Consider the following 23,698-nt stretch of genomic DNA (forward strand, 5'->3'; position numbering starts at 1 on the left):
CGAACTGCTCGCCGCCATGAACCGCATGCGCGCCCAAATGGCGGGCGCCGGCGGACCGGGTGGCCCGGGCGGAGGCGGCGCGATCGCGGCCGCCGGCGCCGGCGCGTCCGGTCTGTAATCCACCGACTCGTCTCGCACCCCCTTCAGCGGACACCAGTCCGCTTTCGTCACCTCGTCCAGCGCACTTGTGATTACAACCGCTCGATTCGCCGCCCGCGTCGCCGACCTCAAGAAGGAATACCTTCTTGAAGGCGAGCGCGTCCGCGCGCTCCGCGGCATCACGCTCGATGTGCCGGAAGGGGATTATGTCGCCGTGATGGGCCCCTCCGGATCGGGCAAATCCACCTTCCTCAATCTGCTCGGCTGTCTCGATCGCCCCACCGAAGGCAACTACTTTCTTGGCGACGACGACGTCGCGCGCATGTCCGACGACCAGTTGTCCGAAATTCGCGCCTCGCGCCTGGGCTTTGTCTTCCAATCGTACAACCTGATTCCGCAACTCACGGTGCTCGAAAATATCGAAGTGCCGCTGCACTATCGTGGGCGCGTGAGCGCGGCCGATCGCGCTCGTTGTCACGAACTGGCCGAACTGGTCGGCCTTGGCGAGCGACTCAAGCATCGGCCGTTTCAGCTTTCCGGCGGTCAACAACAGCGCGCGGCCATCGCTCGCAGCCTCGTTAACGATCCCTACTTCATGCTGGCCGACGAACCCACCGGCAACCTCGATTCAGTGACCACTGGCGAAATTCTCGATCTGCTGGAGAAACTCAACGCCGCGGGCAAAACAATCATCATGGTCACGCACGAAGACGAAGTGGCCCGCCGCGCGCGGCGCATTATTCGACTCCGGGACGGACTGCTGCAATCCGACGAGCGCTTCCGATGATGGGCCTGGGACTACGCACGTGGGTGCTCGGGGTGAAGAGCCTGCTCTTGCATCCGCTGCGCTCGCTGCTCACCGTGCTCGGCATGTTCATCGGTGTGGCCAGCGTCATCTGGCTGCTCGCCATTGGCGAAGGCATCAGTCGCAAGGCGCAAGAACAAATCCGCGGACTCGGAGCCGACAACATCATTGTCCGCTCGATCAAACCGGCCAACGAGGCCACCGCGCAGGTTCGTGGACCGGTTCCCTATGGCCTCACACGGCTGGACCATACTCGACTGGAAGCGACTCTCCCCACGGTCGAACGCGCCTTGCGCATTCGCGAGATTCGCCAGCAATTTCGCTATGCCGATCGGCCGGTTGTCGATGGCCGTCTCGTCGGCTGCACGCCCGAGTATGCCGATGTCACTCAACTCGAAGTCGAGCGCGGCCATTTCATTACCGAAGTGGAGCTCAATCAAAAAGAAAAGGTCTGCTGCCTGGCCTCCGAAGTCGCGGAAAAGCTCTTTCCCTACGAAGACCCGATCGGACGGTCAATCCATATTGAGACCGACTACTACGTCGTCGTCGGCGTACTCAAGCCGCGCCAAGCCATGGCGGGCATCGGCGGTTCGCTGTCGGCCCAAGATTTTTCCCATGATGTCTATGTCCCCATTGAGACTCTTTGGCAGCGCATTGGCGATTCGGTCGTTGTCCGTCGCAGCGGCTCGTTCGAGGGTGAAATTGTCGAACTCAGTCAAATCACCTTGCGCGTCAACTCCGTCGACAACGTCGTGGAGACCGCCGAACTGGTGAAGCGAACGCTCGCCGATCACCACAAGCAAAACGATATCGCCGTCACGGTGCCACTGGAATTGCTGGAACAGGCCAAGACCACGCAACTCATGTTCATGATCTTCATGGGCTTGATCGCCGCCATCTCACTAGTCGTTGGCGGCATCGGCATCATGAACATCATGCTCGCCACCGTCACCGAGCGCACCCGCGAGATTGGCATCCGCCGCGCGCTTGGCGCCAAGCGCCGCGACATCACCCGCCAGTTCCTGGTAGAAACCGTGGTCCTCTCCGTGGTTGGCGGCGCCACCGGAATCCTCGGCGGTCTGATCTGTGGCCCGCTCACCAACGTCTTGCGCAGAGCGCTCGAGATGGCGTTTCCTCAGAATATGGCCGAACTGCCCGAGGTGATTCGCACGGTGATGCCGGTGATCGTGCCGTGGTCGATTCCCCTGGCGTTCTTCATCTCCATGAGCGTGGGGGTGATCTTTGGACTCTATCCCGCCATGCGCGCCGCGGCGATGGATCCCATCGAAGCGCTGCGGCATGAGTAGGCCCAATCGTCAGCGAATGAGCTACTCGCCCCTCCCCGATCGCGCTACTTCCAGCGCATAAACGGTGTACGTCCCGTTCGTGTACAGACGCGGCAAATCAAGCGGCGGGTCGCTCTCCGTCAGCAGGTACGTGGCGCCGTACTTTTGCCCCAATTCGCGCAGCCGTGACGGCGTCAACTCTGCCAGCGAACCGTATTCCCATGAATTGACGGCGTATTCTTCACGCCCATAGATGTCGACCATCCGCCGCCACCACTCGACAATTCCGCGGGCGTCTTGCGGCAAATCCTTCCAGTTGACGACTTCCCCCCGGCCAGCGCGCCACTTGAAGGTTTGCGCCGTCTTCGGAGTCAGGAAGACGGCGTCGCGCGGGGTGTTCGCTTTCACCCATTCGGTCGCCGAGCGCCAATCGGTTGCGTTCTCGACCTTGCTCGCCACCTCCGAGCGGGCCGGATCGGAAGTCAGCACTTGTCGACCGTGAGTCACAAGGTAAATTCCAGCCACCACGATCGGCGCCGCCAGCCGCCAATGGCGTTTACGGCCAGATGTTGGTCGTCCAGCAAACTGCTTGCTACCACCCGCTGCCCACGCAACCCATGCCAACGCCGCCCCAAGCGGCAACGCGAAATCGGCAAGGCGAAACCAATAATAACGCATCCAGGTGGCGGCCAGATCGGCGCGATGCCACGTCGCCCAGGAGAGCAGGATGCCGAACGCCGCGATCGTCATCGCCAAGAGCGTGAACCAACGCACCCGGCGCTGCGCATCGCTCGGGACGATGCTCCACGCAAACAGCAACCACAACAAATAGAGCCCTAGATAACGTGTTGCCCCTTCCAGCGAAAACAATGGCGGCAACAGATGGTGTGGTAACCGTTGAAAGACATACAGTTGACGGGCTTCGGCAATCACCGTCGGGTCAACACCCCAGTCCATCGCCAGCACCGGCACAACGCCCGGCGCTGCGATGCACCCAAAGACGAAGACCGCTCGCAACAATGAGACCGGGCGCGGCCTGGCAGGATCGATCATCCAAACGATCAGAATCGCCCCCGCGGTCCAGCCTCCCACCAACACATGAAACAGTGTCGCTATCCCTGCCCAGAACATGGATCGCTGCCAGCGGCCCGTTGCCATGCCAGCCAGCGCCAAGAATACGAACACATAGGCGATGCTCTTGGCCTCGACGCCGCCAACCACCCACTCGCCCGCCAATTGGCAGTTCTCGCTCATTGCTACAAATAGCGCCGCGGCCAACACGCTAAGCCAGCGGGCAGGCACAACCGCCACCGACAGTCGGCGAAAGGCATAGGCCAGCGACAGCCAGATCGCCGCTCTGCCAATCACTGCATACCAATACAGTGAAACCAGGCGACTGATCCATCCGGTCGCCAGATAGAACGCCAGATGGCTCTCTGTCCACAGGCTCTGCTCTGCCGGCGGCGCAAGAAAGAAGTCGTTTGGTATCCAGTCCGGATCCCAAAAATGGCGCGCCTTGACCAGGTAATGAGATTCGTTGACATCGGGGATCGGCCAACCGGCATGGATCGCGAAGACCGCACAAATCAGCAAGACTTCTAGTGCCGCCTGCGCGCGCGAACCGGCGCTGGTACGCGTCGTGTCCGAGTTGAGTTGCGCGATAGTTGGCGACATAGCGTGCTGATTGGCCTGCGAATAAGGGCGTCGGCGCCAGCGTACCGGCGCTTCCCTTGCCCTGCCAGAGCGGATCGCCACGCTTGTTGCGGCAGTAACCACATCCCTGGCGGGCTGGAGTCACATGGTTGTCGCCGATGCCAAGCGAGATTCTGGCGGCAAACGAGTGGAAGCGCGGGAAAACATCCAAGAAGTTCGCTGGTCGATTGACGCCGGCGTGCAAGGTCCGCGATAGAATACGCCGATGGCCGATTCATTTCCCCCTTGGATCCAGTTCCGCCTGCGCACCATCTTGGTGGCGATCACCGCCTTTTCGATCGCCGCCGCGATTTCGCCGCGCTTGGCAGTCGTCGGCGGCGTCATCGCGCTTTTGATGAGTGTCATCTCGCATTTGGCCAGCGCTCCCCAATCAATGACGACCATCGCCAGGTATCGCTTTGCGCACGAAGCGGGGTTGGCCAAGAATCTGCTCGCGGCGAATGAAATTGCCGCGTTCGTCCACAATGAATTGGCGGCAACCATTTTTGGCGACACGGCGATTGCCGTTCGTTTGCTGGTGGCTGTGGAAGACGAAACGCGCGCTCGAATGATTCTTGCCTCGGAAGGCGCGACTTCCAATCTCATCGTCGCGCCGGACGGACCTGGCACGCACGACCTCGACAACGTCGCATCCGACTGAGGTGGCCATTTTCGGCGCTTTCGCGACAACGCCCGATTTGGTAAATTCTGGGGCTGTTTTTCGTAAATGGCGCTGTTGCCGGTCGCGCCTCCGCCGAATTTGGCTCGCGGCGCAGTAGCGGAAAAACCAGACGGTTTTCACCCCGAAACGGCTGACGCCGTGCCTGCCCGCCGATTTTCCGCCTGATATTCAAGTCTGACAGTTAGATAAGGAACGCATCATGGCCGCTGCCCATGAGAAATACGTCTTTTCGTTTGGTCCGCAAGGCACGGATGGCGACGCCACCATGCGCGACATCCTCGGTGGCAAGGGCGCGAACCTCGCCGAAATGACGCGGATCGGCCTGCCCGTTCCAGCCGGTTTCACCATCGGCACCAACGTCTGCACTTACTTCTACGACCATGACCGCCAGTATCCACCGCAACTCAAGGCGCTGGTCGATGAGGCCATGCGCAAAATCGAACAGGCGATGGGCGCCCAGTTTGGCTCCACCAAGAACCCGCTGCTTGTCTCCTGTCGATCTGGCGCGCGCGACTCAATGCCCGGCATGATGGACACCGTGCTCAACATCGGACTCAACGACGACACCGTGCAGGCCCTGGCGGAGCAATCACAGAACGAGCGCTTCGCCTGGGACAGCTATCGCCGTTTCGTGCAGATGTATGGCGATGTGGTGCTCGACCTCAAGCCGAAGGACAAAACAGAGATCGACCCGTTCGAAAAGCTGCTGGAAGAAAAGAAGCACGCCGCCGGTGTGAAGCTCGACAACGAGTTGAGCCCCAAGCACCTCAAGGAGTTGGTGGTCGAGTTCAAGAAGGCGATTAAGGACCAGACCGGCAAGGACTTTCCCACCGATCCCATGCAGCAGGTTTGGGGCGCCATCGGCGCCGTGTTTGGTAGTTGGATGAATGATCGCGCGATTGTCTATCGGCGCATGAACGGCATTCCGCACGAGTGGGGCACGGCGGTCAACGTGCAGGCCATGGTCTTCGGAAATCTCGGCGACGACTGCGCTACCGGCGTGGCCATGACGCGCGATGTCGCCCTCGGCGCTCCCGGCATCAATGGCGATTATCTCATCAACGCGCAAGGCGAGGATGTGGTGGCCGGCATCCGCACACCCAAGCGAATCGAGGAAACCCTCGGCAAGGACATGCCTGCGGGCTTCAAGCAGCTTGAGGAAATTGGCAAGTTGCTGGAGCGGCACTACAAGGAAGTGCAGGACATCGAGTTTACCATCCAGCGCGGCAAAGTCTGGATGCTGCAAACTCGCAACGCCAAGCGCACTGGTTTTGCCGCGGTGCGCATCGCCGTCGACCTGGTGAACGAGGGGCTCATCACCAAGGAAGAGGCGCTTGCCGCCAGACGCATCCCCGCCGACGATCTGAATCAACTCTTGCAGCCAATCTACGACCCGGCCTCGAAGCGCGAGGCGCAAAAGGCTGGCCGGTTGTTGGCCAAAGGCATCAACGCCGGCCCCGGCGCCGCCAGCGGTAAGATTGTCTTACATGCTGCTGACGCTGAGAAAATGTGGGATCGCGATCATCATGTGCAATTGATCCTGGTCCGCCGCGAGACCAGTCCCGAGGACTTGCGCGGCATGAAAGTGGCTAAAGGCATCTTGACCGCCTTCGGCGGGGCCAGCTCGCACGCGGCGCTGGTCAGCCGGCAGATGGGCAAGGCCTGCATCGTGGGCTGCAGCGATCTGGAGATCGATTACAAGGCCGGAACGGTCAAAGTAGGCGGCAAGACGCTTCGCGAGGGAGACGCCATTTCGATCGATGGATTCACCGGCGAGGTGTTCGAGGGCGCCGTGCAGGATCGACCCAGCGAAATCCTGCAGGTGTTGATAGCCAAAACTCTCAAGCCCGAGGCGTCCGAAACCTATGGCCGTTACGCTCAGCTCATGAGCTGGGCCGACGAGTACCGCCGACTCAAGGTTCGCACCAACGCCGACGAGCCGAAGCAGGCCGAGGAAGCGATCGCTTTTGGCGCCGAAGGCATTGGCCTGTGCCGCACCGAACATATGTTCTTCGATCATATCGACGAATTCCGCGAGATGATCCTCGGCGAAACTATCGAAGCGCGCGAGAAGGCGCTCGCCAAGCTATTGCCGTTCCAGCGCGAAGACTTCTGCGGCATCTTCAAGGCCATGACTGGCAAACCCGTGACAATCCGGCTCTTGGATCCGCCGTTGCACGAATTTTTGCCGCACGAGTCTTCCGAACAGGCCGAACTGGCTAAGAAGATCGGCACGACGGCGGAGACGATCGCGCGCCGCGTGCACGACTTGCACGAGTTCAACCCCATGCTCGGTCATCGCGGTTGCCGACTCGGCATCGTTTTCCCGGAGATCACGCGGATGCAAGCCCGCGCCATCTTTGAGGCCGCCTGCGACGCCAAGAAGGCCGGCGCCACGCCGATCCCGGAAGTGATGATCCCCTTGGTGGGCTTCGTCACCGAGTATCGCAATCAAGAAAAGATCGTTCGCGACACCGCCGAGCAGGTCTTTCAAGAGAAAGGCATGAAGGTCGATTACCTAGTCGGCACCATGATCGAGATCCCGCGCGCGGCGCTTCGCGCTGACGAGATCGCCAAACACGCCGAGTTCTTCAGCTTCGGCACCAACGACCTCACGCAGACGACGCTCGGTATGAGCCGCGACGATTACGGCGGTTTCATCACTTACTATCGCGAACACGACATTGTGCCGAATGATCCCTTCCAGACGATTGATCAATCGGGTGTCGGCGATCTGATGGCGATTGGCGTTGAACGCGGGCGCAGCGAGCGCAAGAACCTCAAGATCGGCATCTGCGGCGAACATGGTGGCGATCCGGCTAGTGTGGTCTTCTGCAACAAGCTCGGTTTCGACTATGTGAGCTGCTCCCCCTTCCGTGTGGCGATCGCGCGGCTAGCGGCAGCGCAGGCCGCGGTGGCGGACAAGGCCAAGAAGTAACTCGCCGCGCCACCACGAGCGCAGGCCGCCACGAGCATTGAAGTTCACCAATCGCAGATTGGCATACCGACTGAGGCGCCGCCTCAGCCAGCGAGTCGCCTCCGCGAGTGCTCGTGTCCGCTCGACTGATTCGCTTCGACTAACTTGAGCGTGACCGGCGCCGGACCGCGTCGCTCCGCGACGAATCCGCGCTTGCAGATGGCCAGGAACGGCTCCATTGACGCGGCGGGCCCCGCCGCGAACTGCTGGGCCAATCTCCGCAATGTCTCCGCGCGGCTGTGCCCCCCGCGATAGATCAGCCGATACGCGGCCTTGAGCTCCGCTACCTGACTGGTGCTGTAGCCATTGCGGCGTAGACCGATCAAATTGAGACCGACCGCCAGGCTGGTGGCGCCATCAATCGTGGTGAAAGGCAGCACGTCCTGAGTAACATGCGCCTGACCTCCCACCATCGCCAAACAACCGACGCGACAGAATTGATGAATCGCGACCGCGCCCGAGATGAATGCGCGATCTTCCACCAGCACATGCCCGGCCAGCAGCACGTTGTTAGCCATGATGATGTGATTGCCCACCGTGCAATCGTGGGCGACGTGCGCGTTCGCCATCAGATAATTGTGGTCGCCAATGCAGGTGGCCGTGCCCGGCCGCAGCGCGCGATGTAGCGTGACGTTCTCGCGAAAGGTGTTGTGCGAACCCACGATCAACCCGCCCACGTCGCTCGGTTTGTGGACGTGTTGCGGCAAGCCGCCCAGCACGGCCCCTTCATAGACGTGATTGTGCGGCCCCAATCGTGTGCCCCGCTTGATGGTCACTCGCCCTTCAAGACGGCAGCCATCGCCGAGTTCCGTGTCGGGTTCGACGATCGAAAAGGGTCCGATTTCTATGTCGTGACCTAGTTGCGCATCGGGGCTGACGATGGCCAGCGGATGGATCTTCACTATGAACCTCGGCGAAGTTGGGTCGTTGCGGCAGGCCGGCGGCGAATGCGGGTAAAATCGCCGCTGGTCTCAGGCAAGTTGCCGATCCGCTGCGGGAAAACGGTCGGCTACGCTTTCTTATCGGCCTTGCCGCGTCAACCGATTAGCCGCTCGTTTCCGAGTGTTAGGGTTTTGCAGCAACCGATGGCCTCAGATCGACGGTTTGTCGCTACTACCACAGACAACGAGGTTTGTGTCTGTTCGGGCGTCAGCGTTGCAAGAGCGACTTCCTTGACCCTGCTTCGCCAGCTTTCCAGAATGAGACAAGCGAAACGCCCCGCTGGGCTGATTGCACTGCTGGCAAAGTCATTGGAGAGACGAATGTCCGATAGTCACGAACTGTACAATCAAGCTGAGAAACTGAAGGACGAAGGCAATCTTGAAGCAGCAATTGCCAAGCTCAACGAATTGTTGGCCCAGGACGGCAAGTTCGTGCTTGCCCATTCGGCGATGGCCGTTTTGCTAGGCAAGGTAGGTCGCCATCCAGAGGCTGTGGACCATGCGAGAAAAGTTTGCGAACTGGAGCCCAACGAGCCATTCAGTTTCACGCAACTCAGCGTCATCTGTCAGCGCGCTGGCTTGATTCCTCAAGCCGAAGACGCCATGGCGCGCGCTCGCATGTTGCAACAAGGCCACTAACGCGTCAGGAACCACGATGCGCTTCCTTTGCTGTTTGCTCGCAACGCTGCCGCTCGCGTCGTTGGCGACCGCTGCCGATTCCTCCAAGTCGCAGTATCGCAAGGCGTTCGTCGACACATTAAGCGCCGGCGCCGATTTTCAGGTTCAAGGAGAATACGCCGGCCAACTCACGGATGGGTCGAAATACGGCGTGCAGATCGTTTCGCTCGGCGATGGCAAGTTCCGCGCGGTCGGGTACCAAGGTGGCCTTCCGGGCGATGGCTGGAACGGCTCGGAGAGGGTGATTACCGAAAGCAGCGACGATCGAGAAGCGGGTTCGGGGGGGGCGGAATTCAAGTCAGATCACGGTAGCGGGATCGCCAAAGGAGGCCTGTTGGAGCTGTTCGACGCCAGCGGCAAACCTGCCGGCACGCTGCCGCAAGTGCATCGTGAAAGTCCAACGCTCGGAGCAACTCCTCCGGCGGGCGCCGTGGTGCTGTTCGACGGACATTCCGCCGACGCTTGGCGCGGAGGACGTGTGAAAGACGGCCTCATGCAAGTCGGTGGCCAATCTAAGCAATCGTTCGACGACTTCACGCTGCATCTGGAGTTTCTGCTCCCTTATATGCCGTATGCGCGCGGACAGGATCGTGGCAACAGCGGCCTGTTTTTGCAGCGCCGCTACGAAGTGCAAATACTGGATTCATTCGGTCTCGACGGGGCCGACAACGAATGTGGCGCGGTCTATCACTTTCAAAAGCCGCTGGTGAACATGTGTCTGCCGCCGTTGTCATGGCAGACCTACGACATGGATTTCAAAATGGCTCGATTTGACGCCAGCGGCAATAAGACGGCCAATGCGCGTGTCACGGTGAAGCACAACGGCGTGTTGATCCACGACCAACTCGAGTTGACCCGCACGAGCGACAGTCCTTGGAAGGTCGCCGAAACGGCCGATGGCGGGCCGTTCTATATTCAGTATCACGGGGCGCCGGTGCAATTTCGCAACATCTGGATCGTGCCCGGCTCTGCCGGAAAAAATTGAGGCAGCTTGCCTCGCAACGAGATAAGCTAAAGTTGAATCAAATCGGCAAAGCGGGTGGACAAAATTGACTTGTAACTTTCGGTTGTGGACGGCGATTGCTTTGCCGATAGAATTCTCTGTCGCCAATGGGGGGCGGCTGACACGAGCCAAGAGGGACCAATCGCTCTCGTCCAGGATTCCGTCGGAGGTGGACACATTGTGTAATCGATGGCCCAGGACATCAAACGGCCGCGCCTAGCGCTGCCCGTCCTGCGCCAATCTCGAAGCGACGCCACCGTCGCAATCGACGAGAGCTTGGTCCTTCAGGCCGCAGTATGCAAACCGCATACTGCGGCTTTTTTCGTACCCTGTCGGGTCGTGTGCTTCATGCCGTTTGGCCTGAGCGGCCTGACGCGAACAATTCTCGCGCGAGCGAGGATAGGTCAGCGTACCCAGTGGTGTCTGGCGGCCCGTCGGCATAACGATATACGCTCTCTTCTCGGTTAGCGGCCAGCAGCAGGATCGTGGACGACACGGTTCCCCGATCTTCGCCGCGCAGCACAACGCCGCCATTTCCATGGGCGTCCGCCGGAAGGCGCCAGATTCGGCCGGCCACTTCACAGAAGGCCGATGCCGAGTTGGGAAAATGACTGGCCAGTTCAAATCGCGCAAAGCACTGCCGCGCGTCCGCGCGATCGTCAAGCGCGGTGTTGCTGAACAAATGCAGTCCCGGCGACAATGGAACGATATCGCTCGAATCCGCGTGCTGAATCAAAAAGGCGTTGCCAGGGTCGGCGCACAGAAAGTTGGCGCCTGCATAGCGCCCAGTCGCCAGTTCTCGCTGAGCGACGTCCACTGCATCACTCGCGTTCGCGCGGTTCAGTAAGTCGCGGCACAGCAGTCCTCGCGATCGTGGCTCGCCGGGCGGGTACGAACTCAATCGGTTCGTCACTGCGACTACCAGGCCGTATTCGTTGACTCCCAGCCATGTGCCGCCAGCGCGGTGATCGAGGCCGCACAGCACACGCGGCGAACCCGGCTGGATCCGCGGTGGGGCGGCGGGCCGACCGTAGTATTCCTCGCGGTTGGCGACAAGCAGAATCGGCGCTGCGGCGAACGTGCGATATTGGAAGGCAATCAAGCACATAGCAATGCTTTTCGTCAGCGAGGAACGACCCCAAGACACTTCAAAGGGCAATTTTACTCGCTTCCATTGGAGAAAGATTTGACAACGCGATTCGGCCGATCTAGGGTTTGATGGCGTACTCCGCTATTAGCCTGCCTGACAAATCCCGCCGTCAACCCCCGCCCCACCTCCCCGCCCGTTGATTGGTGCTTCATGACGTGTCATTTGTTTGACCAGCCGGCGCGTGCTTCCTGTTCCTGTCCCGCGCCCACCATTCTCATTGCCGATGCCGATCGATCTCTGGCCGACAGTCTGGGACGAGGATTGGAACAGCAAGGCTACTACACGCTCATGGCGCGATCGGGCGAAGCCGCCATCGAGATGGCATTGTCGTCGATACCTCAATTGATCGTGATGGATCAGCGCCTGCCCGACATGGACGCGGTGGCGGCAGTCGAGCGTCTCGCTGCGCAGCCGGCGACATGCCATATCCCCGTGATTATCTTGCGCGGCATGGCTCGGCCCGACATTATCCGCAGATCGCGCGTCGCCGGTTGTCAGTACTTTGTACGCAAGCCCTGCGACCCGGACGCGTTGTTCTTGCTGATTCGGCACGCGATTGAAGAAACCGCCCGAGCGGTGCTGGCGTAATCGCCAGACTACGGTCGTCGTTCCCTTTCGCCGCCGCGCTTTTTTGCTATTTTGAACGGCGCAACCCCCGCCTCGTTCATTCTGGAGCAAGAGAGTCATGGCGAAGATCACCGCCGACGACATGACGAACTGGTGTCGCCGTCTATTGGGCGCCGAACCCTTTGCCGCCGACCAATCGCTGGCCGCTAGCTTGGCTGCGATTCCACGACTGGAAAGCCTCGCCGATCTGCCGGCCGGCACGGTGGTGTTGGTGCGTGGCGATGTCGACGCCAAGCCAGGAGCGAAGGTCGGCGAAGGCGACATTCGGCTGCGATCCATGGTCGACACGCTGCGATTTGGCATCGAGCGCGGCTGGAAGCAAGTTGTGTTTGGCCATATCGGCCGCAAGCCCGAGGGCACTCTCAAAGCAGTTCGCGACCGAATGTCGCAGCTATTAGACATCCAGATTTCACTGCTGGAAGATTGGCTTGACCCGGCCACTCACGATATTACCGACGTTGCGGCAAGCGCGATCCGATCCGCGCCCACCGGCAGCGTGCTGCTGCTTGAGAACACTCGCAAATACGACATCGAACGCGCGCTTTGGAAGGCCAAGCCCGACGATCTCGGCAAACTCGCGGGACCGCTGGCCGCATTGGCGAACAACATCGCCGCTAAGATTGGAACTGTGTATGTGAACGAGGCGCTCAGCGCGGGCAGCCTTGACGCATCGAGCACGGTTGTGCCCGCGACGATGGAACGTGTGGCGCTTGGCAAGTATGTGGCGAGCGAATTCGAAGGGCCGATGACGCACTGCCTCAACGCCGATCTCGTGGTGTTCAGTGGGCTCAAGATCGACAAGTTGGACGACCTCGAAGCAATGGTCCGCAACGGCCGATTGAAAATGGTGATCGCGGCCGGTTCTTTGGCGATGGCATTGAAGAAAGCCGCCGCGCGACTCTCGGGCGCCGAGTGCAACTTGGGCGTGGCAGAGAACTCTGCTCATAGCGACAAACCATACTACATACCGCCGGAGCGCGTCGAACAGGCTTTTCAGATGTTGGAGGAAGGTCGCCGGCGCGGGATCGATTTTGTCTTGCCGGTCGACTTTGTGCTGGCCGACGGCCGCGTGGCGGAACAGCTTGGCCCCAACGACCAACAACTCGACATTGGACCCAAGACCATCGAACTGTTTCACAACAAGGTGGGAGTCTTCATCGACGAAGCCAAGAACAGCAAAGCCAGCGGCGGGCAACCGGCGGTCGCGTTCCACAACGGCGTTTTTGGCATGTTCGAGGATTCGCGATTCGAAGAAGGCACGCGCCGCTTCATGCAGGAGTTGAAGCGGATGAAAGAGGCCGGCGTGGCCGTCTATGTGGGCGGAGGCGAAGGGGGCGCCGCCTTGGAGAAGTATGGCAAATCGGATTGGGTCACCCACGTCTTTACCGCTGGCGGCACGGTGCTCAACGTGCTCGGTCACGAACCGGTGCCGTATCTGGTCGCGCTGCGGATGGCCGCAGAGCAACCGATTGATTGAAAGACGTCGAATCAAAAGGTCATGCAGGATCGGGCGCAACGCCCGCGACAACCGTTCGTTCCGCGTGCTGCTTGAGATTCGTCAAGCACTCCGCCTGGGCACGACGGAAAAATCGCCGCGCGATCAGGCCGACCACCGGCGAAACCAACGGCGTGGTGGGCACAAAACTGAACCGCCAGACAATCCGCGTGCCGGCGCCGGCCGCGCTAAAGGTCCAATCCGAATCGGCGCCGCGCACCAAGAGCGAAAATGGGAACTTGAATCCGCGGATCAATCGATAGGCGTGTTTTTCGGGTCGCCGCAACTCGATAATCTCCTCATCGATTACCGAACCATCGGTGTTGGTAATGCGACGAATCGCGCCGGTCTTAAGTTCACCGCCTCCTACGATCTCCGCCTTAGCGATGCCCGGTATTGGCCCGTAACCGCGGAACAATCGTGGCAACATTTCGGCGGGCGTGCCGAGATCGAAAACAACTTCGGGCGGGGCGTCGATTGTTTCCGCGACTTCCGTGGTGACTGCCATGTCGAATCGCTCCTTGCCGCTCCGTTTTGGTTCATTCGACCTCAAGCACGCGATTGCTTTCCGCGTTGGCTAAGATTTCCGCTGGCTCAAACCAGGCCGGCTTGAACTTTAGATCGACATAAAGCGGGAGTTGGTCGGCAAAATGCTTTGATGCGGGGTTCTCGCTGACACCGAATGGCAAGCAGCTTACGGCGCGAACGTCGTTGGAGAAATCGACGATCATGCCATAGCTCGATCCGCCGGCGGCATAACGCTTGCCGTCGCGCGACAGTCCGTAGGTGGGGCGCAAACAGATGAACGATCCCTTGTCCGCCTCGACAAATCCACAGCCGGCGATCCCTAGATCGATGTCGCCTCGGCTGATGCGGTTGAAATCCTTCCATGGCGCGTCGAGGGCGCCAAACTTTTCTCGAAAGCGCTGCGCTTTGCCGCTGACAAGTTTCACCAATGCGGCGTCGTCTTCGGCGGCGAGCGCGTCGGCGAAGGACTTGTCGGAAGCAATGACCACAAACAGCGCGGCGCCGCGCGAATCGAGGTCGGTGCGAACATCCCATTTGGCCAGCACGTCGGCCACCTCGGCGAGTCCGGCTCGCTCGGTCTCGCTGCCGGCCGCGGCGCGCAGGCGCTCAACCAGTTTGTCGCGCCAGCGATCGCCAGCCTCCAGCCGAGTATCGGTGGCGTAGTCGTGCGTCTCGTCGGTGGTGATTTCCTGATCGTCGCCTAAGAGCTTGGACAAGCGGCGACTGCGGGCGTTGGCTTCCTGGCTGTTCATATAGGGAGGAAACTGATCCATCCGCGGGGCGACATCCAGACAAACGTTTTGCGGGCCGCTGTTGGTGTTCATGACATAGCCACACGGAGGATTGAGGACCTGCGGCAACTCGTCCAGCGGGTGGTATCCTTGCCACCGGGCCCAGGCTTCGTGGCCGGGGCGTGGCTCGCCGCTGCCGATGCGCAGATCCCGCTTCGGGACGCGGGCGTTGGAGATGTAAAAGATGTCGCCCGCCTTGTCGGCATACACAAGGTTGAACATCACCAGCCCCAAGGGGCGGAGCGCGTCCTTAAATTCGGCCGCGCTTTTGGCGCCAGCCATGTCGTAGAACTGCCGCACGCGATTGGTCGATTCCGGCCAGGGCAAGGCAAAGACATACGCCTTGCCATCGCGCTCCGCGACCACGGGTCCCAGGCTCGTCTTGCGGAATGGGATCTTCTTTTCCGCGAGCTTATCCTTCATGCGAATTTGGTGCGTCTCTTCGCCCGCATCGAATTTTTTCCAGCCGTCGACATCGCGATACTGGGTGGGATCGTCGGGCTTGATGTCGAAGGCGAAAACATCGCCCAAATCGGGCCCGTTCACTGTCATGCACCAAGCGCTGTTTTGCGTGCGGCCCATGCTCACGTAAGGCACGCCGAAGAACGTGGCGCCCATCGCGTTCACATCCGGCCCGACCAAGTGTTGCTCGTACCAGCGATAGAAACCATTAAGCGGCAAATGCGGATCCATCGAAAGCTGCGCGTTGCCGGTGCCCGATCTGCCTGGGGAAATCGCGAATTGATTGGAGCCGTATAGCTTGCCGTCGATTGGCGGCAAGCGATCGAGCGCGGCCACTTTGATCCCGGCTTGGTTCAGATCCTTACGACAGTCACCGACACAGAAGATCACATCAACAAAAGTGGAAAAACGCAGCACATCTTCAGGACGCACCGGTTCGATCCAGTCGGGCACAGCCCCCTTTTGCTCTTTGATAAAGCGATTGACGCCGGCGGCATAGCCGTCGACCTGCGACTTCCAGCGCGAATCGAGCGCGGCGTATTGCTCGTCACCGCGTCGTGGAATATCCAAAATGCGCACCAGATGGTCCATCAGCAGCGAGCCGATGCCTTCGAACTCGGTGGCGCGGCCCGACGCGCGCAGATAGTTCTTCACGATGTTTTCAAGCTGATCCTCAGCCTGGGCGTAGCCAATTCCATAGAACAGGCTGTAGTCGTCATTGGAAATGACGTGCGGCACGCCGTAGTTGTCGCGAATGATCCGCACGGCCTTGCCGGGCGGCGGATCGTAAGCGGCCAAATCGGCGCCAAGAGCGTTTGAACACAACAGCGCGAGCAAGCAAGCGGACAAAGTGGAACGCATGGTGATTCCCATCAATAGACGAGCTGAGCGAGTCGACATTATAACAGCGCGCCAAAAACTACCCGGAGCAGTTATTGGGACAAGCGTAAAACTTCCTGGCGGCTAAGCAATAAGCTGATGGACAACATGGCCTTCGACATCGGTAAGTCGCATGTCGCGGCCGGAAAAGAGATAGGTCAATTTTTCGTGGTCGAGCCCCATCAAATGCAGCATGGTGGCGTGCAAGTCGTGGATATGCACTTTGTTTTCGATTGCTTGAAAACCTAATTCGTCGGTGGCGCCATGCGCCTGCCCGCCGCGAATGCCGCCCCCCGCCATCCAGGCAGAAAAACCGCGTGGGTTGTGATCGCGTCCCTTACCGTTCTGGGCGGTGGGAGTGCGGCCAAACTCACCGGTCCAAAAGACCAGCGTTTCGTCGAGCAATCCGCGCTCTTTGAGGTCGGTCAACAATGCCGCCATCGGTTGATCGGTTTCGCCGCAATGCAATTCGTGATTCTTGTTCACGTCGCTGTGGGCGTCCCAATTTTGGTCGTTATGCCCCCCTCCGGAGTAGACCTGCACAAAGCGGACGCCGCGCTCCACCAGGCGGCGCGCCATCAAGCAGCGGCGGCCAAATTTCTCGGTCTGCGGATTGTTGATTCCGTAGCGTTCGAGCGTGGCGGCGTTCTCCTGACCCAGGTCAACCGCCTCGGGAGCGTGCGATTGCATGCGGAAGGCCAATTCGTAACTGGCTAATCTGGCCGACAGTTCGGACTGATGCGGCAGACCCGATTGATGAATCTCTCCGAGCCGACCCAAGAGATCAAGCTGTTGTCGACGCTGCGCGGCCGTTACTCCCGTCGGCATGCTGAGATCGATCAAGGGATCGCCGGCAGTGCGAAACAAGGTTCCCTGATACGAGGCCGGCATGAAACCAGAGCCCCAGTTCGGCGCGCCGCCGATCGGGCCGCCGGTGTGATCGAGCATCACCACGAAGGATGGCAGATTTTGATTCTCGCTGCCCAGGCCATAAGTGACCCAAGAGCCCATGCTGGGATAGCCTTGCCGCAGAAAACCGGTGTTCATCTGTAACAGGCCCGAGCCGTGGGCAAAACTGTCGGCATAACAAGAACGAATCACGGCCAAATCGTCGATATGCTCGGCCAGCTTTGGAAACAAATCCGAGACCTCGATCCCCGACTGGCCATGCTGGGAAAACTTGTGCGTGCTGGCCATCAGCGTGCCGGGAGACCGGACCTTGAACAGCGGATCGCTGTCGAGGTTGGGCATGGGCTGGCCGTTGTATTTTTCTAGCGCGGGCTTGGGATCCCACAGATCGACCTGGCTCGGACCACCATACATGAACAGGCAGATGCAAGCCTTGGCCTTGGCCGGAAAATGCGATGGCTTGGGCGCCAGCGGCGAATCGATCGCGGGGCTGGCAGCGGAAGCGGTGGCCGCGCGCGCTTGACGCGCAAAGAAACCGTCTTGTGCGAGCATCCAGGTCAGCCCGGCGCCGACGAATCCGCCCCCCGCTTGCCAGAAGAATTCGCGTCGGGTGCGGCCACAGGGGGTGGGCGCTCTTAGCGGGCTTGGTTCGGTGGGATTCATGGCCATTCAACTATTGAAGATAAACAAACTCATTGGTCGCCAGCAGCACCAGGCAAAACGACTCCCAGGCCTGTTGCTGACTGGCGCTGGCGTCGCTGCCGTCACTCTCGATCTGGGCTTGTTGAGCGCTGAGGAAATCTCGGGCAGCCTGCAATTCCGCGTCGCGCGGCGCACGGCACATCGTCAGGCGAAACGCCAGTTCGATACGAGCGTTGTCGTCGCTGCTCGCCTCGTTGGCCAGTCGTTCGGCCAAACGGCGGGCCCGCTGCTGCATGAATTCGCCGTTCATGTAGGTCAGCGCCTGGGGCGCGACAGTCGATACCATGCGCTGCTCGCAACTCGCGTTGGTATTAGGGAAGTCGAGCACTTCAAGTTCTGGCACGAGCAGCGTGCGCTTGACGAACACATAAATGCTACGCCGATTGGCGGCTTGCTCGTCGGATGCCTTCCAGCCATTGCCGGGGATCGATTGACTGGCGAGCACCGCATCGGAGATCTTTGGAAATACGCTAGGACCGCCATGTTCCAGATTGAGCTCGCCCGTCACGGCGAGTATCGAATCGCGGATTGCTTCCGCCTCCAGACGCCGGGGACGCCAGCGCCACACGAGCCGCGCATCGGGATCGGAATCGGCCGGGTTCTTGGCGGCGGCCGTAGAGTCGGGGGAGAGGCCGGGATTGCCGGCGGCCGACTGTTGGTAGGCTGCCGACAACATGATGAGGCGATGCAATGGCTTGATTTTCCAGCCCCCCGCGACCAACTCGCTGGCGAGCCAATCGAGCAATTTGGAGTGGCTGGGCGCATCGCCCATCAGACCAAAGTCGTTTTCGGTGGCCACGATTCCTTCGCCAAAGTGCTGCTGCCAAACGCGGTTCACCAGCACGCGCGCCGTGAGTGGATTGCTAGGGCTGACCAGCCACTCGGCAAACTGCTTGCGGCGTCCGGTGCTATGGCTGGTTGGCGTTGGCGCCGGGGGCGGGGCATCGACCAATACCGCGGGCAGACCGGGGCCGACTTCTTCCTGCGGCGATTGCGGATCGCCGCGATGAAAAACATGCGCCATTGGCCCGGTGGATGAATCTTCGTACCACACATAGGCGCGGGGCGGTTCCGCAGGTTTGGCGGCCACGGCGGCCTGGGCTTCGGCGCCCCAAACCTGTAGTTGTTCGCGCTCCTGCTCGCTGGCGTTTTGCATGATCTCTTCAGCGAGCTTCGCCTTGGAGTCTTGCACCAGCTTCTTTTGGGCCTCGTTGCGTTTGTCCTCCGCGGTCTGAATCGCCGCGATCGCGTCTGCTGAGAGCGAAGTGGCGTTGGCCTCAAACATGCGCTGACGCACTTGCGTCTTTAACTGGTCGCATTGCTGGTTAAGCGCGGCAACCTGCTGATCGATCCGGGCGGTCGTGTCTCGGTAGGTCGATAGCTCCGCTTCGGTGCCGACCATGCGGTCGAGATCGGTGCGCCCCTCTTGCGGGCGCTTGAGCGGTTCGAACACCGCCAACAAGCGCGAATAGTCTTGTTGTTTGAAGGGCTCGTACTTGTGGTCATGACAGCGGGCGCAGCGAATGGTTTGGCCGAGAAATGTCGAGGCAGTCGTGCCCAAGACATCGTCCAACTGATCGTAGCGGTCGACCATCGGATCGGCGGGTTCGTCGTCCCATGGCCCCAGCCGCAAAAAGGTGGTGGCGATTTGCGTTTCGGCATTGGCGCCTTCCAGCTCGTCGCCGGCGATTTGCTCCAGCACGAAGCGATCGAACGGCTTGTCGTTGTTGAACGCTGCAATCACATAGTCGCGATAGCGCCAGGCGTGCGGCTTGGGATTGTCGCGTTCGTAGCCGTTCGACTCGGCATAGCGCACCACATCGAGCCAGTGACGCCCCCAGCGCTCGCCATACTCGGACCGGGCCAACAGCGCGTCGACCAACTTGGCGAACGCGTCAGGCGAGTCATCGGCCAGAAAGCGATCCTGCTCCTCAATCGTGGGCGGAAGGCCGATCAGATCAAGATAAGCCCGGCGCAAGAGCGTTGGCTTGTCGGCTGCGGGAGACGGGCTGAGGTCTGCCGCTTCAAGTCCGGCCAGAATGAAATGGTCGATCGGGGTTTGCGGCCAATCGCCCCGGCTGACCGGCGGCAATTCGGGGCGCTCGACGGGCAGAAACGCCCAATGGTCGCGTTCGGACTCGTCGAACTGGTGGCGGCCGTAGGGTTCCGCAGCCGCGCAACGGACGCCAGCAAAAAGGGCTAATGTCGCAAGTGCGATGCCTGGCAATCGTCGCTTATGAACCGAACGAGCCATCACACGACCGGTGTTACAGCCACAGGAAAGCAATACACTGCGGTACGGCGCCTAACTGTTCCAGCGGCCGCACTTTAGCGAGTTGCAGTATAAACATTCGCGCAATGCGAACCAACAATTTGGAAGCGCTCGCAGCCATGAGAGAGGTACACTCGCGTACAGTGGATGTTGTCGAACGGCCAGAAAGAACCGAGTGACGAACGACTACCAAGCCATATTGATTGTCTCCTTTGGCGGCCCCGAGGGGCCGGACGACGTGCTGCCGTTCTTGGAGAACGTGCTTCGCGGCCGGAATGTGCCGCGCGAGCGGATGTTGGCCGTGGCCGAGCACTACCAGAAATTTGGCGGCGTGAGTCCGATCAACGAGCAGAATCGCGCGCTGATCGTGGCCCTGCGAAACGAACTTGGCCGGCATGGACCCGACCTGCCGATCTATTGGGGCAACCGCAACTGGCATCCCTTGTTGGCCGACACTCTGCGGCAAATGGCCGACGACGGCATGCGGCGAGCCGTCGCGTTTTTCACCTCGATCTTCAGTTCGTATTCGGGCTGCCGGCAGTATCGCGAGAATATCGCCGAGGCGCAGAATATTGTGGGCGCCGGCGCGCCGCGGATCGACAAGCTGCGCATGTTTTATAATCACCCCGGCTTCGTTGAGACGATGGCCGACCGCGTGCGCTCGGCGCTGGAGCAAGTTCCCGCGGAGCGGCAAGGCGCCGCGCGATTGATCTACACCGCGCATAGCATCCCCAGCGCCATGGCCGCTGGCTGCCGCTATGAGGAACAATTGCGAGAATCGTGCCGGCTGGTCACCACGGCGATTGGCCGCGAAGGGTTTGATTTGGTTTACCAAAGCCGCAGCGGGCCGCCGCAACAACCGTGGCTTGCGCCCGACATCAACGATCATCTGCGCGCGATCGCGGCGGCTGGCGCGCGCGATGTGGTGGTCACGCCGATCGGCTTTGTCTCCGATCATATCGAAGTGCTTTACGATCTCGATATCGAAGCCGCCACATTGGCCGAGGAGTTGGGCATTCACTATGTGCGCGCGGGCACGGCGGGCGCGCACCCCCGATTCGTGACGATGATCCGCGAACTGATCGCCGAGCGAGTGGATTCGACCGCGCCGCGGCTGGCTATGGGACAGTATGGGCCGAGCCACGATGTTTGCGCGGACGATTGCTGCCCGTCGGGGCGGCCCAGTTGATCGTGGCGCGCGGGCGGCATTTGGTGCGTCGATGTTGCGCAATGGATTCGATCACCGTGGTCGTTGTGCGACTGACGCTAAAAGCGATTGGATCCGGAGAAGGGGTCAAATGTCTGCGTCTCGCCGGGGAGCGATTCTCCGGTTGGGGCCAGGGCGATGGCCAAGGCGCCGAGATCGCGTTCGATTGCTCGCACCAGCGCGAACGACACGAAGAAACCGATCAGCCCCATCACGCTGATGACGCCGAACGCGCTTTGTTGCTTGCCGCCGCCGGCGGTGGCCAATAGCACGGCCAGCGATCCGAATGGCACGGCCACGGCGACGCCAAAGTAGCGCCAGATGCGCCGGCTGAGGCGGCCGAGTCCTTGCGTGTCGCGCTCGTCGGGCTTGGATTCGCGCAGCAGCATGGGGTGCAGGTCATGCACCGTGAGGTAAGTGACGCCGAAAAACGCGAGCGTGCCAGTGACCAGTCCGCAAAGAAACTGCGACGTCAGCCAGTGAAAGAAGAAGCCGGCATAGACCGGGGGCGGCATGGCGACTTGCGGCGTCATGTGCATGGCCAGCCAGATGGGGTAGGCGCAGCCCGAGATCGTCCAGGCGCCGGTAATCACCCAGGAGACGTAGTCACCGGTGTATAGGCTGCGCTGGCGCGTCGACCAAGAGACGTCCGCTTGTCGGCCGTTTCGGGCGCTCTGATAAGCGCGTAGCGCCGGCAAACAGAGCCAAACGCCAATCGCAAGCCCGATGGCGTAGAGCGTGGAGTTCACCACGGCGATTTGCTTGGAGTAAAAGCTTTCTTGCGCCGCGGCCGGCAGTCCGTAGACCAGCGACTCGGCGTTGTATTGATAGTTGACCACGCTGAGCACCGCGTTGGGCAACAGCGCCACCAGCGCCAAGCTGGCGGTTGGATAGCGCCGCACTAGCCCCCGCGGACCAGACAAACGAGGCAACAGCAAACGCTGGGCGCTGGGGCGCAGACAAAGCTCCAATTGCCGAGCCAGGTCAGCGGCGGAAGCGAAGCGATCACTCGGCTCGGGCGCGAGGCACTTGAGCAAGGTTTCTTTGAGTCCGGCGGGGAGCCCCGGCGGCAGCGCGTCGACGATGTCGCGGTCGACCCCGCGGCGGCGGCTTTGGGCCATACGTCCCAAGAGTTGCGGCCAGGAGGTGTTGGGCGCCTCATCGGCAAATGGCCGGCGGCCGACGAGCAACTCCCACAGCATGACCGCCAGAGAGTAGACCTCGCTGCGGGCGTCCAGTTCGTCCGGCTTGCGCTCGTGCGAGGGATTGCAAGCTTCGAGCTGCTCGGGCGACATGTAGGCGAGGCTGCCGCCAAAGTACGCGGCGGGACTGGCGCCTTCCACCTTGGAACAGCAGGCGATGTTGAAATCGACCAGCTTGGGCGTGCAGTCGGCGGCCAACAAGACGTTGGCCGGTTTTACGTCGCGGTGAAGCACGCCGCGTTGATGCGCGTAGTCGAGCGCGGCCGCCAGTCGAGAACCAATCCAGCAAACCGTTTCTCCCCAATTGGCGTGCGCCAGTCGGCGGCGGATGAGCGAGTCGGCCGGAGGCGAATCGCCGCGTTCATCGAGCGCGCGATCGACCGCGTCGAGCAGCAGTTTGCCGCTGCGCTGGTTGGCAGGCAGAGCGCGCGCGGCTTCGACCACGGCGTGCAAGGCGCCCCCCGGCACGTATTGCATGTAGAGCAAGCGCACGCCACGATCGGGCACGCTGCGTTGATCGTAGACGCGCACAATATGCGGATGGTCGAGCTGCGCAAGGGTTTGGGCCTCTAGCCCGCGATCGGCCGAAACCTTGAGCGCCACGACGCGCTGCATGGAGCGCTGCCGCGCCAGGTAAACGGTGGCGAAGGCGCCTTTGCCGAGTTGCGCCAAAATATCGAAGTCGTCGATGCTGCCGTTGACCTCGATGCCCGAGGCGGCCTCGCCGGAGAACAGGGTGGTGCTGAGGTGCGGAGTCTCCAGTCCCAGCATGCGGCGCAGTTCGTCGGCGTGCTCGGGGAAGCGGTGCAAATACTCGTCGATCTGCACGTCTTCGCCCGCGCGTTTGCGGAGATGGAACTCCTCGTAGACCAGGTCGAGTGGCAGCCCTTCGCTGGCCATCTCAGGGAACTGGGTGAGATATTCCTCTACTCGGCGGTGGGCGCAACCGCGTTGCCAGCGATATTCCAGATCGACTTTGACCAACTCGATGAGCGCCATGCGGCGAACGCCGGCGTCGATCGGCGCCACGAAGGGGCCGATATCGGGGGGCTCGCCGGTCGATTCCCAGGCGTTGATGAAGCCTTCGACACATTCGGAGACGGCTTGCCACATGCGCGTGGTTTCGGCCGGATCCCAAGAGTGGCGCGTGGCGGTGCTCATGCGTGCAAGTGGCTCCCATGCCGTGTCCGGCGTGGCCGGACCGACGCGCATTCTTGTCGAATGGCCGCGGTTTGACAACTTTGCTGACAAATCGCGCCGGCGGGTGTTACGATGCTGGCTGAATTGCGCTTGGCAGTGGGGGGAGCGACA

17 protein-coding genes are annotated in these 23,698 nt (G+C 61.0%); 9 read left to right on the plus strand and 8 right to left on the minus strand.

What is annotated here, in order from left to right:
- Nucleotides 1-190 precede the first annotated feature (190 nt).
- Nucleotides 191-886 (plus strand): ABC transporter ATP-binding protein, encoded by a 696-nt coding sequence (locus K1X71_16660; protein ID MBX7074774.1) that lies wholly within the window; start codon nucleotides 191-193, stop codon nucleotides 884-886.
- Nucleotides 886-2,211 (plus strand): ABC transporter permease, encoded by a 1,326-nt coding sequence (locus tag K1X71_16665; protein ID MBX7074775.1) that lies wholly within the window; start codon nucleotides 886-888, stop codon nucleotides 2,209-2,211. Before K1X71_16660 ends, K1X71_16665 begins: the two co-directional genes overlap by 1 nt.
- Nucleotides 2,212-2,232: 21 nt before the next feature.
- On the opposite strand, the gene K1X71_16670 is transcribed toward K1X71_16665, so the two are convergent.
- A complete protein-coding gene (locus tag K1X71_16670; GenBank protein MBX7074776.1) occupies nucleotides 2,233-3,864 on the minus strand; it encodes a hypothetical protein in 1,632 nt (543 codons plus the stop codon).
- Between the two features lie 244 nt (nucleotides 3,865-4,108).
- Here K1X71_16670 and K1X71_16675 point away from each other — a divergent pair, with 244 nt between their 5' ends.
- The gene (locus tag K1X71_16675; GenBank protein ID MBX7074777.1) at nucleotides 4,109-4,543 is read left to right on the plus strand and encodes a DUF2007 domain-containing protein; all 435 of its coding nucleotides are present in this window, start codon (nucleotides 4,109-4,111) and stop codon (nucleotides 4,541-4,543) included.
- A 220-nt stretch (nucleotides 4,544-4,763) separates the two neighbouring features.
- On the plus strand, nucleotides 4,764-7,502 hold the full coding sequence (gene ppdK / locus K1X71_16680) for a pyruvate, phosphate dikinase (protein ID MBX7074778.1): 2,739 nt from the start codon (nucleotides 4,764-4,766) through the stop codon (nucleotides 7,500-7,502).
- A gap of 83 nt (nucleotides 7,503-7,585) precedes the next feature.
- Here the strand turns inward: ppdK and lpxA are convergent, their stop codons facing one another.
- The gene (lpxA, locus tag K1X71_16685) at nucleotides 7,586-8,443 is read right to left on the minus strand and encodes an acyl-ACP--UDP-N-acetylglucosamine O-acyltransferase (protein ID MBX7074779.1); all 858 of its coding nucleotides are present in this window, start codon (nucleotides 8,441-8,443) and stop codon (nucleotides 7,586-7,588) included.
- A 360-nt stretch (nucleotides 8,444-8,803) separates the two neighbouring features.
- Here lpxA and K1X71_16690 point away from each other — a divergent pair, with 360 nt between their 5' ends.
- Nucleotides 8,804-9,121 carry a scaffolding protein gene (locus K1X71_16690; protein ID MBX7074780.1) on the plus strand — a complete coding sequence of 106 codons (318 nt, stop codon included), beginning with the start codon at nucleotides 8,804-8,806 and terminating at the stop codon, nucleotides 9,119-9,121.
- Nucleotides 9,122-9,137: 16 nt separating this feature from the next.
- Nucleotides 9,138-10,145: a DUF1080 domain-containing protein gene (locus K1X71_16695; GenBank protein MBX7074781.1), complete on the plus strand. Its 1,008-nt coding sequence runs from the start codon at nucleotides 9,138-9,140 to the stop codon at nucleotides 10,143-10,145.
- A 364-nt stretch (nucleotides 10,146-10,509) separates the two neighbouring features.
- On the opposite strand, the gene K1X71_16700 is transcribed toward K1X71_16695, so the two are convergent.
- The gene (locus K1X71_16700) at nucleotides 10,510-11,271 is read right to left on the minus strand and encodes an NRDE family protein (GenBank protein ID MBX7074782.1); all 762 of its coding nucleotides are present in this window, start codon (nucleotides 11,269-11,271) and stop codon (nucleotides 10,510-10,512) included.
- Between the two features lie 192 nt (nucleotides 11,272-11,463).
- Between K1X71_16700 and K1X71_16705 the strand changes: the two genes are divergently transcribed.
- Together K1X71_16705 and pgk are read left to right on the plus strand one after the other, a co-directional pair.
- Nucleotides 11,464-11,901, plus strand: a complete 438-nt coding sequence (locus K1X71_16705) for a response regulator (protein ID MBX7074783.1) — start codon at nucleotides 11,464-11,466, stop codon at nucleotides 11,899-11,901.
- A gap of 97 nt (nucleotides 11,902-11,998) precedes the next feature.
- Entirely contained in the window at nucleotides 11,999-13,417 is a 1,419-nt protein-coding gene (gene pgk / locus K1X71_16710; GenBank protein MBX7074784.1) for a phosphoglycerate kinase, read from the plus strand.
- 19 nt (nucleotides 13,418-13,436) lie between these two features.
- On the opposite strand, the gene K1X71_16715 is transcribed toward pgk, so the two are convergent.
- The 4 genes from K1X71_16715 to K1X71_16730 form a co-directional block, all read right to left on the minus strand.
- Nucleotides 13,437-13,943 carry an SRPBCC family protein gene (locus tag K1X71_16715; GenBank protein MBX7074785.1) on the minus strand — a complete coding sequence of 169 codons (507 nt, stop codon included), beginning with the start codon at nucleotides 13,941-13,943 and terminating at the stop codon, nucleotides 13,437-13,439.
- A 31-nt stretch (nucleotides 13,944-13,974) separates the two neighbouring features.
- On the minus strand, nucleotides 13,975-16,077 hold the full coding sequence (locus tag K1X71_16720; GenBank protein MBX7074786.1) for a penicillin acylase family protein: 2,103 nt from the start codon (nucleotides 16,075-16,077) through the stop codon (nucleotides 13,975-13,977).
- A gap of 102 nt (nucleotides 16,078-16,179) precedes the next feature.
- Nucleotides 16,180-17,673: a DUF1501 domain-containing protein gene (locus K1X71_16725; protein ID MBX7074787.1), complete on the minus strand. Its 1,494-nt coding sequence runs from the start codon at nucleotides 17,671-17,673 to the stop codon at nucleotides 16,180-16,182.
- 4 nt (nucleotides 17,674-17,677) lie between these two features.
- Nucleotides 17,678-19,960 carry a DUF1549 and DUF1553 domain-containing protein gene (locus tag K1X71_16730; GenBank protein ID MBX7074788.1) on the minus strand — a complete coding sequence of 761 codons (2,283 nt, stop codon included), beginning with the start codon at nucleotides 19,958-19,960 and terminating at the stop codon, nucleotides 17,678-17,680.
- A 193-nt stretch (nucleotides 19,961-20,153) separates the two neighbouring features.
- Here K1X71_16730 and K1X71_16735 point away from each other — a divergent pair, with 193 nt between their 5' ends.
- Nucleotides 20,154-21,167 carry a ferrochelatase gene (locus K1X71_16735; GenBank protein ID MBX7074789.1) on the plus strand — a complete coding sequence of 338 codons (1,014 nt, stop codon included), beginning with the start codon at nucleotides 20,154-20,156 and terminating at the stop codon, nucleotides 21,165-21,167.
- Between the two features lie 77 nt (nucleotides 21,168-21,244).
- On the opposite strand, the gene K1X71_16740 is transcribed toward K1X71_16735, so the two are convergent.
- Nucleotides 21,245-23,548, minus strand: a complete 2,304-nt coding sequence (locus K1X71_16740; GenBank protein MBX7074790.1) for a serine/threonine protein kinase — start codon at nucleotides 23,546-23,548, stop codon at nucleotides 21,245-21,247.
- Nucleotides 23,549-23,698: the final 150 nt, after the last annotated feature.

It is taken from the genome of Pirellulales bacterium (genome assembly GCA_019694455.1).
Taxonomy (GTDB): Bacteria; Planctomycetota; Planctomycetia; order Pirellulales; family JAEUIK01; genus JAIBBY01.